Source organism: Rhodococcus baikonurensis, assembly GCF_040489275.1.
GTDB lineage: Bacteria > Actinomycetota > Actinomycetes > Mycobacteriales > Mycobacteriaceae > Rhodococcus_F > Rhodococcus_F baikonurensis.
In genome coordinates, this window is sequence record NZ_JBEUOQ010000021.1 from 73,818 (window position 1) to 89,743 (window position 15,926).

Here is a 15,926-nt window from a genome sequence, read left to right on the forward strand (position 1 = left end):
ATCGGTCACAGGCCGACCGCCTCGTACAGTCCACCGACCTCGCTACGTCCGAGGACGCGCTGCGTTCCCGGACGCTGATCGCCGAGAGCGACAACTCCGACGTTGGTGCGAACCAGACGGACAACGGGGTGACCGACGGCATCGAGGAGGCGACGCACGATGTGCTTACGGCCCTCGTGCAGTACGAGCTTGACGAGCGTCTTGCCCTCGTTGATCTCGAGCACGGTGAACGCGTCCACCTTGGCCGGACCGTCGTCGAGGGTGACACCGTCACGCAACTGCTTGCCGGTGCTGCGCTCGACAACGCCGTGAACCGTGGCGAGGTACGTCTTCGGAACCTCGAACGACGGGTGCATCAGGCGGTGAGCCAGATCGCCGTCGTTGGTGAAGAGGAGCAAGCCTTCGGTGTCGGCGTCGAGGCGGCCGACGTGGAAGAGCCGCTGACCGGACTGAACGCGCTCGGAGACGATGTCACCGACGCACGGGCGACCGAGGTCGTCGGACATGGTGCACTGCCACCCACGCGGCTTGTTCATCGCGAGGTAGACAAGGTCCTTCTGCACGACGACGCGGACGCCGTCGACACGAACCACTGCGTTCTCGGGGTCGACACGCAGACCCTGTTCGACCACGATGCGGCCGTCGACCTCGACGCGACCCTGGTCGATCAGCTCTTCAGCTGCACGACGTGATGCGACGCCGGCCTGAGCCAGCACCTTCTGCAAGCGGACGCCGTCACCCTTCGGCGGGCCGTCGTGCTTGGTGATCTCGGCATGCTGGTGACGTGCCGGCTTGGCGTTGGAGACCAACGGGTTCTGAGAGACGACGCGCTGCGGCTTCTCGGTCTTCGGCTTGCCACGCTTGTTGGTCGCCGGCGGTGTGGGAGCTGCCGGGCGCTTGCGCGGAGGTCCGTCGAACTTGGATCCACGAGGTGCGTTCGACCAAGCACCGCCGCGAGGAGCGTCGGGGCGTGCGCCGCGCTGATCGTCACTACGACGGTCAGCGCCGCCACGCGGTGCGCGACGGGCGTCGACGTGGGGGGTACGGCGGTCGTCGCTGCGAGGTCCGCGGCGATCGTCAGTGCGGGGTCCGCGCCGGTCGTCGTTGTAACCACCACGGCGGTCGTCGGTGCGTGCGGGGCGACGGTCGTCACTGCGCGGAGGGCGACGGTCGTCGCTGCGCGGGGGGCGACGGTCATCGTTGAATCCACCGCGACGGTCGTCCGTGCGGGGACGGTCGGATCCGGCGTTGCGGTCGTATCCGGAGGTACTGCGGGAAGTGTTGCTGCGTCCACCACGGGGCGCTTCGCTGCGTGCGCCGCGGGGGGCGTCGCTGCGACCACCACGGGGGGCATCGCTGCGTGCGCCGCGGTTGTCGCGGGAGTTGTTACGGTCCGGTGTGCCATCTCGGCGAGCGGGATTGTTCACTTTTTTCCTGTCAGTTTTCTACTGTTTCCCGAGCGTGGTCGGGTCTTTCTCGGTGCTGACGACAGCCGGAATTCCGGTCAGTCGTCGACTTCGGTGTCCACTACGTCAGCGGGCACGTCGGCCTTGTTCATTCTCGCAAATCGCGGATCGGATTCCAGGCTTTCGCTGATGTCGTCGATGAGATCGACATCAGGCAAGAGCGGGGCCAACTCCGGGAGCTCGCTCAGCGAGGCCAGCCCGAGCCGTTCGAGGAACAGTTCGGTCGTGGAGTACCGTGTCGCGTTGGTGTCCGGGTCCGGCCCGGCTTCCGCGATCAGTCCGCGGGCAAGGAGGGTACGTACCACCCCGTCCACGTTGACGCCTCGTACCGCACTGATCCGCGCACGAGTCAACGGTTGACGGTATGCGACTACGGCCAAAGTTTCCAATGCCGCCCTGGTCAATTTGGTGCGTGCGCCGTCCAATAGCAGCTTTTCCACGTACGGGGCAAACTCTTGTCGCGTGTACAGACGCCATCCGTCGCCCGCGTAGCGAAGGTCCATTCCGCTGCCGCGAGCGGTCAATGCGGCCGACATCGACGTCAGGCGTTCTTCGACTCGTTCCGGTGCGGTGCCGGTGACCGATGCGAGCTGGTTCACTTCGGCCGGCGAATCCACGACAAGCAGAAGCGACTCCAGCACTGCGTCGAGCTGATCGTCGTCGAGTTCGAAATCGGGGGCGGAATCTTCGGACTCCGAGGCGTGTTCGGTAGGCTCGATCATCTCGTCTAGCTGCGAAGACTCTGATTCCGTCGGCTCGGCGTTCATCCGTAGTCCTCCTCTGTGGCCGGCGCGGCCGGGTCGTCTCCGGTCCAACTCACCATCAGCGGTCCGAGTGCTTCGGGTTGCTCGAACACAATGACCTGCCGGCGATACAACTCGAGCAACGCGAGAAATCTTGCGACTATCTCGACGGTGATCTCACACTCGGCAACGAGGTCCCCGAAGGGTGTCCACTCCCCTATGCCTCGCTCGCGCAGCAACTCGAGAATTCGCTCGGCTTGTTCGGGTATCGAGATATTGGACACATGGAGGTGATCGAGGCCCACCGTGGGCACCGGACGCGGCGTGAACACCGTCGCCGCTATCTCCGCAAAACGCTGCGGATCGACGCCCAACAGCACCTCCGGCAGAAGTTCGGTGAACTGATCCTCGACCGCCACCGAACGCGGATAGCGCCGCAGCGCCGCTTCCTCGAGCTCACCGAACAGCGCCGCAACTTGTTTGTACGCCCGGTACTGCAGCAGGCGCGCGAAGAGAAGATCGCGAGCTTCGAGAAGTGCCAGATCCTCCGCGTCCTCGACCTGCCCGGCAGGCAACAGCCTGGCGGCTTTCAGGTCCAGAAGAGTGGCAGCGACGACCAGGAATTCCGTCGTCTGATCGAGGCCCATCGCGCTGCCGAGTTCCTTGGTGTACGCGATGAAATCATCCGTGACCGTGTGCAGGGCAACTTCGGTGACGTCGAGTTGCCGTTGATTGATCAGGTTCAACAGCAGATCGAACGGGCCTTCGAAGTTCCGGAGAGTGACTCGGAAACCGGCAGCTTTGGCTGCGGTCTGAGCGTCGGTCGGCACGTTCGGGTCGATCGAATCCGGTGCGACTTCGACCGGATCTTCTTGCGATGCAATCAGTTCCACTAACGACCAGACCGGTGAATGACCTCGCGGGACAATGCTCGATATGCCTCGGCCCCAGCCGACTTCGGCGCCCATGTCGTGATCGGCTCACCGGCGACGCTGGTTTCGGGGAACCGAACGGTACGGTTGATCACCGTGTCGTAGACGACGTCGCCGAAGACCTCCACGACGCGCGCCATCACCTCCCGTGCGTGCAGGGTCCGGGCGTCGAACATCGTGACGACGATGCCGGCCAACTCGAGCTTGGGATTGAGACGATCGTGCACCTTTTCGACAGTGTCGTTGAGGAGTGCCAGGCCGCGCAGGCTGAAGTACTCGCATTCCATCGGAATGATGACCGAATCGGCGCACGCCAGAGCATTCACCGTGAGCAAGCCCAGCGACGGCTGGCAGTCGATGAGCACGTAGTCGTACCGATCGAGAACCGGGTGGAGCACGCGTCCCAAGGTCTGCTCACGTCCGACTTCGGTGACCAATTGGATCTCGGCGGCCGAAAGGTCGATGTTGCTGGGCAGGAGGTCGAGGCCGTCAACTCGGGTTCTCATCAGCACGTCGTCTATGGACACACGCGGTTCGACCAGGAGATTGTGGACGGTCAGTTCGAGGTCGTGATGCTGAACGCCCAGTCCGGCAGACAACGCGCCTTGTGGATCGAGATCCACCAGGAGCACTCGACGACCGTATTCGGCCAACGACGCGCCCAGGTTGATGGTCGACGTCGTCTTGCCGACGCCACCCTTCTGGTTGCACATCGCGATGATCATCGCGGGTCCGTGATGCGCCAACGGTGTCGGTTGAGGCACCTCGCGGACCGGCCGGCCCGTCGGGCCGAGTTCTTCCGCGGAAACGGTCAGTGTTTCCGCAGGTGGAGAGGCTACTGGCGTCGTATCTATTTCGAACATCGCCTCTGGTTCGGAGGGTACAGCTGGTGCTGATTCGTTCACGCGCTCGAAGAGTTGGGCATTGACATGCGGCGGCGCGGACTCCGCCGCTGGTGGCTGCGATGTCGACACGGTCCGATGCTCCCCTACTCTTTCGGCGGTTGCTCTCGGCGCCGGCAAACCCCCGAAACTGCGGTGGAGGCCGCTCGCGCTCCTTGAACGCTACCGCTTACATCACCGAATGGTCTCGCAGACACGCATGAGCCAACCAACCCCTAACGGGCACGCGGGTGTGCCTGAGCCCACACTTCACGCAGCGCGGTGACGGTGACCAGCGTGTAGATCTGCGTCGTGGTTACCGAAGCGTGACCCAGGAGTTCCTGCACGACACGTACGTCCGCGCCGCCGTCGAGCAGGTGTGTGGCAAACGAGTGCCTGAGCGTATGGGGTGAGACGTCCGCCTTGATTCCGGCCGACGCCGCCGCATCCTGAAGTATCTGCCACGCGCTTTGACGCGAGAGGCGTCCACCGCGAGCGTTGAGAAACAGGGCAGGAACACCGCGCGTCGCCAGGCTGGGGCGCCCACGGACGAGATACGCGTCGACGGCGGCGATCGCCGGCCTGCCGACGGGTACGATCCGCTGCTTGCCGCCCTTGCCCTTGAGCAGCACGGAACGGGTTTCGGTGTCGATGTCGTCGACGTCCAGATCGATCGCTTCGGTGATGCGTGCTCCGGTCGAGTACAGAAGCTCGAGCAGAGCGCGATCCCTCAGGTCGCGGGGCCCGTCACCGGCCGCACCGCCACCCGAAGCGTCGAGTAGGGCTATGACGTCGTCGAGCGGCAGAGCCTTGGGCAACTTGCGTCCGGGCGTCGGTGGCTTGACCGTCCGAGCCACATCGACACCGACCAGGCCCTCCGCGGCGGAGAACTTGTGGAATCCGCGGACCGCGATCAGGGTGCGCGCTGCCGAACTGGCCGCCAACGGTACGACTCCGGCATCTTTGTCACCCAGGCGCAGATGTGTCACGAATTCGGTGACGTCGTTCTCCGTCACGCCCGCGACGTCGTCGATGCCGCGCCCGTTCAGATAGTCCGCGTAACGATTCAGGTCGCGGCGGTACGAAAGAAGAGTGTTGCGCGCCGATCCTCGCTCGACCGCTAGATGGTCGAGATACGAGTCCACCTGTCGGGCAAGCACTTCAGGCTCGCGACTTGCGTTCTCCGAATGCGCGAGGACGATCGGGCCACGGTGCGTCGGCCGGGCGCAGCGGCTTTCCCGTCGAGCGTGCGGTAGCGATCGCGAGAATGCCCGATACCGCGGTGGCATTGACGAGGTCGCCGCGCAGCGCCATGTCGACGGCGTCGGCGAGCGGAACTCGCGAAATCTCGAGATCGGCTTCTTCGTGTTCGGGATCGTCGCGCTCCACCTCGTGCAACCCCTCGGCGAGGAAGACGCGAACCGCCTCGTCCGTGAACCCGGGTGAGAGAGCTACATCGACCAGCACCGACCATCGATCGGCGCCGAGTCCGGTTTCTTCGCCCAGCTCACGCGCTGCTGCCTCGACCGGGCTCTCGCCCGCAGCGTCGAGCAGACCGGCGGGGATTTCCCACAACCGGTGCCCGAGCGGGTGACGGTACTGGCGAATCAGCACCAGGTTGTCCTGCTCGTCCAGTGCCACGACGGCAACGGCGCCGTGATGCTCGACGACTTCCCGATCGGCACGCTGACCACCAGGCATCGCAACGGTGTCGACACGCAACGCGATGATCGCGCCGGTGTAGACCGTCTTGGAGCCGAGGGTGTCGAATTCGTGCCGACCGGGATCGCTCATCTGTGGCTAGACCTTTTCCACGTTCTCGACTGCAGCGTCGAGCGCCGTCTCGGTGGCGGCGGTGTCGATCTTCTCGTCACCGTGGACGTCGACGGGCAGGCGCTCTTCGAGCTTGTACGTCAACGCTGCTTCGACGAAGGCGGCGAACAGCGGGTGCGGACGCGTCGGGCGGCTCTTGAGCTCCGGGTGTGCCTGGGTGGCAACGAAGAACGGATGCTGCTCACGCGGGTACTCGACGAACTCGACCAGGTGACCGTCCGGTGAGGTTCCGCTGAACTGCAAGCCGGACTTGGCAATCCGATCGCGGTAGGTGTTGTTGACCTCGTAGCGGTGACGGTGACGCTCGGAAACGTCCTCGGTTCCGTAGGCCTGAGCGACGACGGAACCTTTGGTCAGCACGGCCGGGTAAGCACCCAGACGCATGGTGCCACCGAGGTCGGCGTCACCGGCGATGACGTCTTCCTGATCAGCCATCGTGGAGATGACCGGATGCTTGGTGTCCGGCTCGAACTCGGCCGAGTTTGCATCGTCGAGGCCGACGCTGCGAGCAGCTTCGATGACGACGCACTGCAGACCCAGGCACAGACCCAGCAGCGGCAGCTTGCGCGAACGTGCAAAACGGATCGCGCCGAGCTTGCCTTCGATGCCGCGGATGCCGAAGCCGCCCGGGATCAGAACACCGTCGACGTCACCGAGAGCGGCCTGCGCTCCAGCTTCGGTCTCACAGGCGTCCGACGGGACCCAGGAGATCTCGACCTTGGACCGGTTCGCGAATCCACCGGCGCGCAGAGCCTCGGTGACGGAGAGGTATGCGTCTGGCAGGTCGACGTACTTGCCGACCAATGCGACGCGCACGGTCTCACGCGGCTGGTGAACACGATCGAGGAGGTTGCCCCACACGGTCCAGTCGACGTCGCGGAACGGAAGACCGAGCTGGCGAACGACGTAAGCGTCGAGGCCCTCACGGTGCAGAACCTTCGGGATGTCGTAGATCGAGGGAGCGTCGGGCGTCGAGATGCAGGCGTCGACGTCCACGTCGCACATCAGCGCGATCTTGTTCTTGAGGCCCTGCGGAACGTCACGATCGCAACGAAGGATCAGCGCGTCGGGCTGAATGCCGATGCTGCGCAACGACGCAACCGAGTGCTGCGTGGGCTTGGTCTTGAGTTCTCCGGAAGGGCCGAGGTACGGCACGAGGGAGACGTGCAGGAAGAAGACGTTGTCGCGGCCGACGTCGTGGCGGACCTGGCGAGCGGCTTCGAGGAAGGGCTGCGATTCGATGTCGCCGACGGTTCCACCGATTTCGGTGATCACGACATCCGGGCGGTGGCCCTGCAGGTCCGGGCCGCTCATCTCGAGGATGCGACGCTTGATCTCGTCGGTGATGTGCGGGATGACCTGAACGGTGTCACCGAGGTACTCGCCGCGGCGTTCCTTGGCGATGACCGTCGAGTACACCTGGCCGGTGGTGACGTTGGCCTGACCGGAGAGATCACGGTCGAGGAACCGCTCGTAGTGTCCGACGTCGAGGTCGGTCTCGGCACCGTCTTCGGTGACGAAGACCTCGCCGTGCTGGAAGGGGTTCATGGTGCCCGGATCCACATTGAGATAGGGATCGAGCTTCTGCATGGTCACGCGCATTCCCCGCGCGGTCAACAACTGTCCCAGGCTCGAGGCGGTCAAACCTTTGCCGAGCGAGGAAGCTACACCTCCGCTGACGAAGATGTGCTTGGTGGCGGTACGCGTGTTAGTGCGTGACTGTGGCAAAGGGGCTCCCGTGACGACTGTGCAGGGCTTGGTCTGATGAAGCATGCTGGGGCCTGCCGACCCACGGGATTTCACGGTAACACCTATCGGGGGTCGGTGCCTACAACGCGCCGACTTTCCACCCCCGATGTGACCGGCGTATCAATACCGGGGTGTCAGTTGGTGGGTGCGCCGACGGTAACCGCCGCCGCTCCCGGTCCCGTGCCGTAGCGGCCGGCGCCGCCGTTCAGCTGTTCCTGCAGCGCCAACGGCGTCGTGATCTTGCCCGACTCCCGATCGATGTTGTCGATGGTCGTCAATCCCGCTGAGAGCGCCGCATCCGCACGTGCGACGGCAACCGGACCACTACCCTCCGCCGAGCCGGGTCGGCCCGCGAGAATCGTTCCTGCGCCGCGTCCGTCGAGAGCGCCTGCAAACCGAGCGATGACCGCGCCGCGGTTACCGGTGGCTGCGTCGGATTCGCTCTTGTTGTCGCCGGTGAGAACCACAGCAAGCTGAGCCGGCTTGACCGCTCCGTCGTCGTAGCTGATGAAGCCGGCACTGCGCAGCGAGTCGAGCGCGAGATTCATCTCGTCGGGAGTGCTCTGCGGTTCGCTGTTCTGCCCGTTGAGAAGCAGAACCGACCCGAGAAGATCGCCCGCAAGGCTTCCCTGATCGACCGCACCGGTCTTGAGGGTGATGCCCGCAGGGATGACATTGGTGACGACGGTCCGCAAGCGGTCGCCGCCCGTGGCGTCGACAAACGAATCGGTGAGCGAGACGCGTCCGGTCACGGCGCCGCCGGCGGCAGTGACGAGTCGGTTGACACCGTCGAGATCACCGGGATCGGCGTCCGGTGCCGTGATCACGACGACCGTGCGACCAGCGAGACTGTCGCGCACGACGCGGCCACCCACGGCAGCATCGAAGCCGTCCGCGGAATTGAGTTGCTGCTGAAGCTGATTGGACTGTTGATTGAGGTCTTCGATCTCGTTCTGCAGGTCCGCCTTGTCGTCACGCAGACCGGACAGCAATCCACTGGACAGCATTCCCGAACCGAGCACCACGCCGATCGCGAGTGCCAGAAAGATTGCCGCTATGGAAATTGCATGTTGACGCATCGAAATCACTTGAAGAGCCCCTGAACCCACAGCGCGAAGCTGTTCCACGTTGCGATTGCCCAGTCGAGAACTTCACTACCGGCATTGGACACGACCAGGGCGACGATCACTGCCACCAGGGCGGCGAGCACCAGGAGCGCGATCGCGCCGCCGGACACTCGACTTCGATACAGCGTTGCGACGGCTTTGGCGTCGACCAGTTTCGGTCCCACCTTGAGCCGTGTCATGAACGCCGACGGATTGCTTTCACGGCGTCCGCGGTCGAAGAACTCGTCCAGGGACACCACGTTGCCGACCGTCACGATCAGTGAAGCTCCGTGGTGATCGGCGAGCAGCAGTGCAAGGTCGGTCGGTGAGCAGGTCGCCGGGAACGTCATCGCCCCGATACCGAGATCCTGGATTCGCGAAAGGCCCGCCGCATGTCCGTCCTGGTCGGCGGGCAGAACAACTTCCGCGCCGGACTTGAGGGTGGAACTGGTGATTTCCTCCGGGTCGCCCACGATCAGATCGGGGCGGTATCCGGCCTTGCTCAATACGTCCGCACCTGCGCCGACACCGATCAGGATCGGCGAATACTCCTTGATGAAGGGTTTGAGGTTCTTCAGATCTGCCTCGTGTTCGGGGCCGTCGGAGACGACCACGACATGGCGATCCTTCAAGTCGATGTCGATGTCCGGAACACCGATTCCGTCAATCAGCAAAGGGCTTTCGGTGCGGATGAACTCGATGGTGTTACCCGAGAACGCTTCCAGGTGATCGACCAGTCCGGTCTTGGCCTCGATCATCCGGTCGGAGATCTCGGCCTCGGTCTGCTCTTCACCCTTGACGAGGCTCTTCTCGCCGTTGAAGATCTCACCCTCGTGCAGGCGGATCTTGCTGCCGTCCTTGACGTTCTTGAAGACGTCACCGTCGACGGCATCGATCAGAACGATGTCGTTGGCGACGATCACTTCCGGGCCGAGGTTGGGGTAGCGCCCGGAAATCGACGGCGACGCGTTGACCACGGCCATGACTCCGGCTTTCACCAGAGCGTCGGCGGTCCGGCGATCGATGTCGACTTCGTCGAGGATCACGATGTCTCCAGGACCGACACGGCGCAGAAGCTTCGCCGTGTTCCGATCGACCCTGGCGATGCCACTGATCCCAGGCAAGGATTCGGTGTTACGTGAGAGCAATCCGGGCATCTTCATGGCTTCGATGATGAACCTGAAACCGCGTTGACCGGTGGAGGCGCGCCGACAACTACCACATCAGTCACACCAACACCACAGAACCTTCAATCTGTGACGCGGGCCGCATTCGCGATCTCGAGCAGTTCTTCGGCGTGCGCACGACCGGTCTCGGTGTCGTCCAGCCCTGCCAACATACGGGCCAATTCGACCACCCGATCCGAATCCGACAGAGTCCGCACGCCACTGCTCACCACTCCGCCTTTGTCGTCGACCTTGTCCACCACGAGGTGGGTGTCGGCAAACGCAGCTACCTGCGGAAGGTGGGTGACGACGATAACCTGATGCGTGCGAGCAAGTTTCGCCAATCGACGTCCGATCTCGACAGCAGCGCGACCACCGACCCCCGCGTCCACCTCGTCGAAAACCATCGTCGCGCCGGTGTCGCTACCAGCGAGAACAACTTCGAGCGCCAGCATGACGCGTGACAGCTCGCCACCGGAAGCGCTCTTGCTGATCGGAAGTGACGGTGCCCCACTGTGCGCGGACAGGCGAAATTCCACCTCGTCGACGCCGGCAGACCCCGCATGCAGGTCTACTCCCCCGACACTGAGCGGCGCCGAGTCCTGCGGGCCGGCAGGCTGCGAACGCACAGTCACCTCGAGGCCCGCACGTCCCATCGCCAGACCGGCAAGTTCCGCGCTGACCGCTTTGGCGAGCTTTGCCGCTGCCTTGACTCGCGCGGCGCTCAGCTTTGTGGCGGCTTCCGCCGTGAGGCCAGCCGTCTCCTCGACCTGCTTGGACAACAGCGACAACGCATCCGAGGACACGTCGAGTTTGGACAGACGAGCGCGAGCGGTATCCGCCCATTCGAGAACACCGTCGACATCGGCGGCGTACTTACGCGTCAGAGTTTTCAGTTCGGATTGCCGCGACAACAGCGAGTCCAGTGCCCCCGGATCGGCAGGAAGCCCGGACAGGTAGGTGTTCAGGTCACCGGCAACGTCGGTGACGACGGCAATAGCGTCGGCCAACCGGGAACCGAGACCGTCCAGATCGGCATCGGTGACCGACTCGATCCGCGCCCTCGCTTCGGACATCAGGTCGAGCGCAGGCATGACGCCCACATCGCCGCTGGCCATGTCGTCACTACCGGCGAGGGCAGCGTGCGCCTCTTCGGCCGCGGAGCGCAAAGAATCGAGTTCGCTGAGCCGACGCACCTCGGCAACGATCGCCGTGTCCTCGCCGGGCTCGGGTGCCACGCCGTCGATTTCGTTGAGCGCGAAGGTCAACTGGTCTGCTTCCTGCGCCAGTTCACGAGCCTTCGACGTGCGCTCGATCAACTCCGAACGAGCGTCAAGCCACTCCCGACGATGTTTGCGGTACCTCGTCAGCAGCGTTCCGATTGTCTTGTCCCCGAAGCGGTCCAGAGCGTTGCGCTGTTGGTCGGGACGAAGCAACCGCAGCTGATCGTTCTGTCCGTGGACAGTCAGCAGCGGATCAGTGAATTCGGAGAGAACTCCCGCCGGCACGCTACGGCCGCCGAGATGGGCGCGCGAGCGGCCGTCGCTGCCGACCGTGCGGACGGCGATGATGGTCCCGTCCTCGTCCCGCTCGGCGCCCGACGATTCCAGGATTCGGACGATCTCACGCTCGGTGGCCGGTGAGACGTCGTCGGCGATGAATCGTCCTTCGACAACGGCTCGCGACGCACCCAATCGCACTCGACCGGCATCCGCTCGCGCCCCACTGAGGAGGTGCAAGCTCGTGACGACCATCGTTTTACCTGCGCCGGTTTCACCGGTCAGGACGGTCAGGCCCTCGTGAAACTGGGCGCTGGCCTCGGAGATCACACCAAGACTGTCGATACGGATCTCTGCGAGCACGATTAAGGCTTCCTTCCTCGCCATCCGGTAACCGGAAGCTCGAACTTGCGAACCATCCGATCAGCGAAGGGCGCAGAGTCCAACCGGACCCACTTGACGGGAGTGGCGCCGCGAACGATCTCGACGCGAGCGCCGGCAGGCAGTTCCAACGTTCGACGGCCGTCGCAGAAGACCAGGCCGTCATGGCTACCGGCGACGGTCTCCACCGCGATGATCGAATTCGGGCTGGTGACCAACGGCCGCGCGAACAGCGCATGCGCATTGCTGGGTACGACGAGCAGCGCTTCGAGTTCGGGCCACACGACGGGGCCGCCTGCGGAAAATGCATACGCGGTCGAGCCTGTGGGAGTGGACACGAGAACACCGTCGCAACCGAAGGCAGACACCGGTCGGCCGTCGACTTCGAGGACCACTTCGAGAACTCCCAGACGCGAACGATTCTCGATACTGGCCTCGTTGAGCGCCCACCCGCGGTCGATGATCTCGTCGTCCACCCGAATCACGACGTCGAGTGTCATACGCGACTCGACGCGATATTCCTTGCGAACTACTTGTGCGAGAGCCTCGTCAAGATGCTCGGCTTCGGTTTCTGCCAGAAATCCGATGCGTCCGAGGTTGATGCCCAGTACCGGAATGGACGCTTCTTGAGCGAGCTCGGCGGCGCGCAGGAACGTGCCGTCGCCACCGAGAACCAGTACCAACTCGCATCCGACGGCGGCATCAGGGCCGGGATGAACAACGGTGACGTCGAGACCCGGCGCGGAGAAACCCGCGGGTTCCGTCATTGCTTCGATGCGCGAGCTGTCTGCTTCGTCGACGAGGACGCGCAGTCCGATTCCCGCGCGCTCGAAGATCTTCCCGACCCGCTTGGCAGTTTCCGTGATGTCACGTCGACCCGGGTGTGCGACAAGAAGGATCTCGCGCGACTCGCCGTTCGTGACCGCGTTCACTGGGGCCCTTCCTCTACAGCCTTGCGAATCATGTCCTCCACCGTGGGGACATCGTCGGTAGCGGCATCCGTCTCTTCATCGCCGGATGAACCTGTCTTTCGAAGCCACAGGAAATACTCGACATTTCCCGACGGACCGGGCAATGGGCTGGCCACCACACCTAACGTCCGCAGACCTACCTTTGCAGCAGCCTCCGACACGTCGAGCACAGCGGAGATTCGCAATTCCGGATCTCGTACGACGCCACCGGCACCGACGCGGTCCTTGCCCACCTCGAACTGAGGCTTGACCATCGGGACCAGGTCCGCACCGTCAGCGGTACAGGCGACGAAGGCCCCGAGTACGAGTTTGAGAGAAATGAACGACAGGTCCGCGACAACCAGATCGACTGTTCCACCGATCGTCTCGGCATCGATAGCGCGAACATTGGTTCGGTCGATGACATGCACGCGGTCGTCGGACTGGAGGCGCCACACCAATTGGCCGTAACCGACGTCGACGGCGACAACTTCCTTCGCACCACGCGTCAGAAGAACATCGGTGAACCCACCGGTGGAAGCGCCGGCGTCAAGACATCGGCGTCCTTCGACCGTCAATCCTTCGGACCCGAAAGCGTCGAGGGCACCGATCAGCTTGTGTGCCCCTCGCGAGGCCCACGAGACTTCCTGCTCGACCTCGACTACCCGAAGTGGAGTTCCTGCCTCGATCGCCGTCGCAGGCTTGGTCGCGACTGCGCCCGAGATGAGAACTCGGCCTGCGGAAATCAGTTCTTGCGCATGATCTCGCGACCGTGCGAGTCCGCGACGGACCAGTTCGGCATCCACCCGTGCTCTACGTGCCACGTCAAGCCCTGTCCACAGAGGCGAGCGCCTGGACGAGCACCTCGTGTGCCTGTTCCAAAATATGTGCCTTCTGCGGAATCACACCTGCTCCGTGCTGATCGTTCGGATCGTGTTCGATGCCGCCGAGGCGCGCCAGTAAACCGTCGACGTCAGAACGTATACGTTCCGGATCGACGGTCTGGCGTGGCCCGGGCAACGGCGATCCGTTACTCGAGTTTCCGGGGTGCGGTGTCGGCGTGCTCATCGCGCACAACGCTAGTGCATGACTCTCGGTTACGCATACACCCGCACCCCCGCGAGTCGAACACATTTGCGAGAAATCAGACGAGCCAGGAAGCAAACAGATCCGCCACGCCGGCGTCCGACGCTTCCAGTGTCTGGAAGGACGGATTGGCCCATGCGACAGGCGCAACCGCGCGTAGAAGGGACATCTCGTCACCGACAACCGGGCCGTCCACAACCAGCGCCGATCCGTTCACGGAGACAGACCACTTGGAGTCCGCACCGACCAGCGATTCGACGGCCGGCTGATTGAGCGAATCCAGAGTTGCTGCAATGTAGGTGGGACGCTGCTCAATCGGAGCCCGCAGTACGTCGCCCGGCGTGCTCACACCGGTGAGAACCAACAACGAGTCGACCGAAACAGCATGTGCGCCTTCGATATCGGTGTCCAGACGATCGCCGACCACCAGAGGACGCGAACACCCGCTGCGAGCGAGCGCATCTTCCATCAGCGGTGCAGCCGGCTTACCTGCCACCAAGGGTTCCTGCTTGGTCGCAGCGCGTAGAGCTGCCACCATCGAGCCGTTTCCGAGAACCAAACCCCGTTCCGACGGCAGAGTGGTGTCCAGGTTCGCAGCCACCCACAGCGCACCCGCCCTGATCGCCAAGCACGCCTCGGCGAGGATCGTCCAGTCGGTCTCCGTCGAATGTCCTTGAACGACAGCAACCGGAGAATCCGCGAACTCACGAACCGGAAGCAATCCGACGCGGGTCACCTCGTCGGCCAATGCGTCGGTACCGACGACCAGAACAGCGGCACCGGGTTCGAGACGCTCCGCCAACAGGCGCACTGCCGTCTGAGAACTGGTGACGACACGATCATCTTCGGAATCGAAACCGAGTTCGGTCAGATGCGCCGACACTGCCGACGGCGAGCGACTCGCATTGTTGGTCACGTAGTACAGAGCCTGCGTACCCTGACCCAACGCAGCCTGGGTGCCGGGAATCGCATGAGCTCCGGCGTACAGCGTGCCGTCGAGATCGAGCAAAAGTACGTCGTACTGAGTACGAAGCACGGTCACTGATCTTCTCCGGTCAACTCGGCCACCCGTTCTTCAGCATCCGTGTCACCCTCGAGGTCTGCAGCTGCAGCATTGAGGAACCACTTCAATCCGTCTTCGACACGACCTGCTGCAACGAGGGCATCAGCGTACGCATAGAAAAGCCGAGCCGCCGCTTCACCGGTACGCGCTGCGTCAAGATCCTTGGTCTGCAGTGTGACAACTGCCTGATCGAACTGACCGAGATCCATGCGGGCGCCGGCGACCACGATCCTCAACTCCGAAGCCTCGTCGCCCGAAAGCAGGGCAGCCTCGTCGCTGCGGCCGAGTTCGATCGCGCGCTCGGGTCGACCCAAACCGCGTTCACAGTCGGCCATGACAGCGATCAGACCCGGTCCACCAGCCATTCGACGGGCAGCACGAAGCTCGGAGAGAGCTTCAGCCCATTCACCGGCGTGGTACGCGGTGATTCCAGCAGCTTCACGAACGACGGCAATACGGCCGGCGCGCTGACGAGCAGCGCGAGCGTGGAGCAGTGCGAGTTCCGGGTCTTCATCGACGAGCTTTCCTGCCATGACAAGGTGACGCGCAACGGTGTTGGCGTTGTCCTTGTCGAGGCTGAGCAGATCCCGACGAACGGCCGGGTCCAACTCGGTGGGCTCTACGTTATCGGGCAAATCCGGTTCGTCAGGTCGTGCTTGCTGACGGTTGCGGTCGCCGTCGCGCCCACGAGGGGTGAACCCACCCTCGCCGCCGCGACGTTGTCCGCCGTTGAATCCGCCGCCGCGGTTACTGTTTCCAGCACCACCACGGTTGTTGTCTCCGGCACCACCGCGGCGGTCTCCGCCTGCAGCGCCGCGTGATCCACGCCCGTCGTTGTCACGACGGGGGCCACCTGATCGAGGCGCTCCTCCCCCACGGAAGGACCGACGCTCGTCGCCATTCTCCGACACAGTCATTCCTCTCATACAACGCACGAAAGGGGACCCAATATGTTGGGTCCCCTTTCGGTTAACGGGTGTTCGGCGGTGTCCTACTCTCCCACACCCTGTCGAGTGCAGTACCATCGGCGCTGAAGGGCTTAGCTTCCGGGTTCGGAATGGGACCGGGCGT

General features: G+C 63.8%; 15 protein-coding genes and 1 rRNA gene. All 16 read right to left on the bottom strand.

Going from position 1 to position 15,926, the window contains the following annotated elements:
* Positions 1 to 5 precede the first annotated feature (5 nt).
* Positions 6 to 1,427, bottom strand: coding sequence for a pseudouridine synthase (locus ABWI03_RS34205; RefSeq protein ID WP_019748584.1), 1,422 nt, complete (start codon positions 1,425 to 1,427; stop codon positions 6 to 8).
* A 77-nt stretch (positions 1,428 to 1,504) separates the two neighbouring features.
* Positions 1,505 to 2,188, bottom strand: a complete 684-nt coding sequence (gene scpB / locus ABWI03_RS30250; protein WP_037127047.1) for an SMC-Scp complex subunit ScpB — start codon at positions 2,186 to 2,188, stop codon at positions 1,505 to 1,507.
* A 41-nt stretch (positions 2,189 to 2,229) separates the two neighbouring features.
* On the bottom strand, positions 2,230 to 3,102 hold the full coding sequence (locus ABWI03_RS30255; protein WP_435054169.1) for a segregation and condensation protein A: 873 nt from the start codon (positions 3,100 to 3,102) through the stop codon (positions 2,230 to 2,232).
* Entirely contained in the window at positions 3,102 to 4,115 is a 1,014-nt protein-coding gene (locus tag ABWI03_RS30260; RefSeq protein ID WP_298784428.1) for a ParA family protein, read from the bottom strand. Before ABWI03_RS30260 ends, ABWI03_RS30255 begins: the two co-directional genes overlap by 1 nt.
* Positions 4,116 to 4,258: 143 nt before the next feature.
* On the bottom strand, positions 4,259 to 5,182 hold the full coding sequence (gene xerD, locus ABWI03_RS30265) for a site-specific tyrosine recombinase XerD (protein WP_095970025.1): 924 nt from the start codon (positions 5,180 to 5,182) through the stop codon (positions 4,259 to 4,261).
* A gap of 1 nt (position 5,183) precedes the next feature.
* On the bottom strand, positions 5,184 to 5,816 hold the full coding sequence (locus ABWI03_RS30270; RefSeq protein ID WP_200314147.1) for an NUDIX domain-containing protein: 633 nt from the start codon (positions 5,814 to 5,816) through the stop codon (positions 5,184 to 5,186).
* Positions 5,817 to 5,822: 6 nt separating this feature from the next.
* On the bottom strand, positions 5,823 to 7,583 hold the full coding sequence (gene pyrG, locus ABWI03_RS30275; RefSeq protein WP_003946139.1) for a CTP synthase: 1,761 nt from the start codon (positions 7,581 to 7,583) through the stop codon (positions 5,823 to 5,825).
* Positions 7,584 to 7,738: 155 nt separating this feature from the next.
* Positions 7,739 to 8,692 (bottom strand): copper transporter, encoded by a 954-nt coding sequence (locus tag ABWI03_RS30280; protein ID WP_007731900.1) that lies wholly within the window; start codon positions 8,690 to 8,692, stop codon positions 7,739 to 7,741.
* Entirely contained in the window at positions 8,689 to 9,873 is a 1,185-nt protein-coding gene (gene steA, locus ABWI03_RS30285; RefSeq protein ID WP_298784330.1) for a putative cytokinetic ring protein SteA, read from the bottom strand. Before steA ends, ABWI03_RS30280 begins: the two co-directional genes overlap by 4 nt.
* Before the next feature lie 86 nt (positions 9,874 to 9,959).
* A complete protein-coding gene (recN, locus tag ABWI03_RS30290; RefSeq protein WP_124568492.1) occupies positions 9,960 to 11,738 on the bottom strand; it encodes a DNA repair protein RecN in 1,779 nt (592 codons plus the stop codon).
* Positions 11,739 to 11,740: 2 nt separating this feature from the next.
* The gene (locus ABWI03_RS30295) at positions 11,741 to 12,688 is read right to left on the bottom strand and encodes an NAD kinase (RefSeq protein WP_003946132.1); all 948 of its coding nucleotides are present in this window, start codon (positions 12,686 to 12,688) and stop codon (positions 11,741 to 11,743) included.
* Positions 12,685 to 13,530 (bottom strand): TlyA family RNA methyltransferase, encoded by an 846-nt coding sequence (locus ABWI03_RS30300; RefSeq protein WP_166810098.1) that lies wholly within the window; start codon positions 13,528 to 13,530, stop codon positions 12,685 to 12,687. Before ABWI03_RS30300 ends, ABWI03_RS30295 begins: the two co-directional genes overlap by 4 nt.
* Before the next feature lies 1 nt (position 13,531).
* A complete protein-coding gene (locus ABWI03_RS30305) occupies positions 13,532 to 13,774 on the bottom strand; it encodes a hypothetical protein (RefSeq protein WP_095970021.1) in 243 nt (80 codons plus the stop codon).
* A 76-nt stretch (positions 13,775 to 13,850) separates the two neighbouring features.
* Positions 13,851 to 14,834, bottom strand: a complete 984-nt coding sequence (locus ABWI03_RS30310) for an HAD-IIA family hydrolase (RefSeq protein ID WP_298784202.1) — start codon at positions 14,832 to 14,834, stop codon at positions 13,851 to 13,853.
* Positions 14,831 to 15,772: a tetratricopeptide repeat protein gene (locus ABWI03_RS30315; protein WP_073513327.1), complete on the bottom strand. Its 942-nt coding sequence runs from the start codon at positions 15,770 to 15,772 to the stop codon at positions 14,831 to 14,833. The genes ABWI03_RS30310 and ABWI03_RS30315 overlap by 4 nt, the downstream gene beginning before the upstream one ends.
* A gap of 61 nt (positions 15,773 to 15,833) precedes the next feature.
* A 5S ribosomal RNA gene (gene rrf / locus ABWI03_RS30320) occupies positions 15,834 to 15,926 on the bottom strand; the annotation flags it as partial.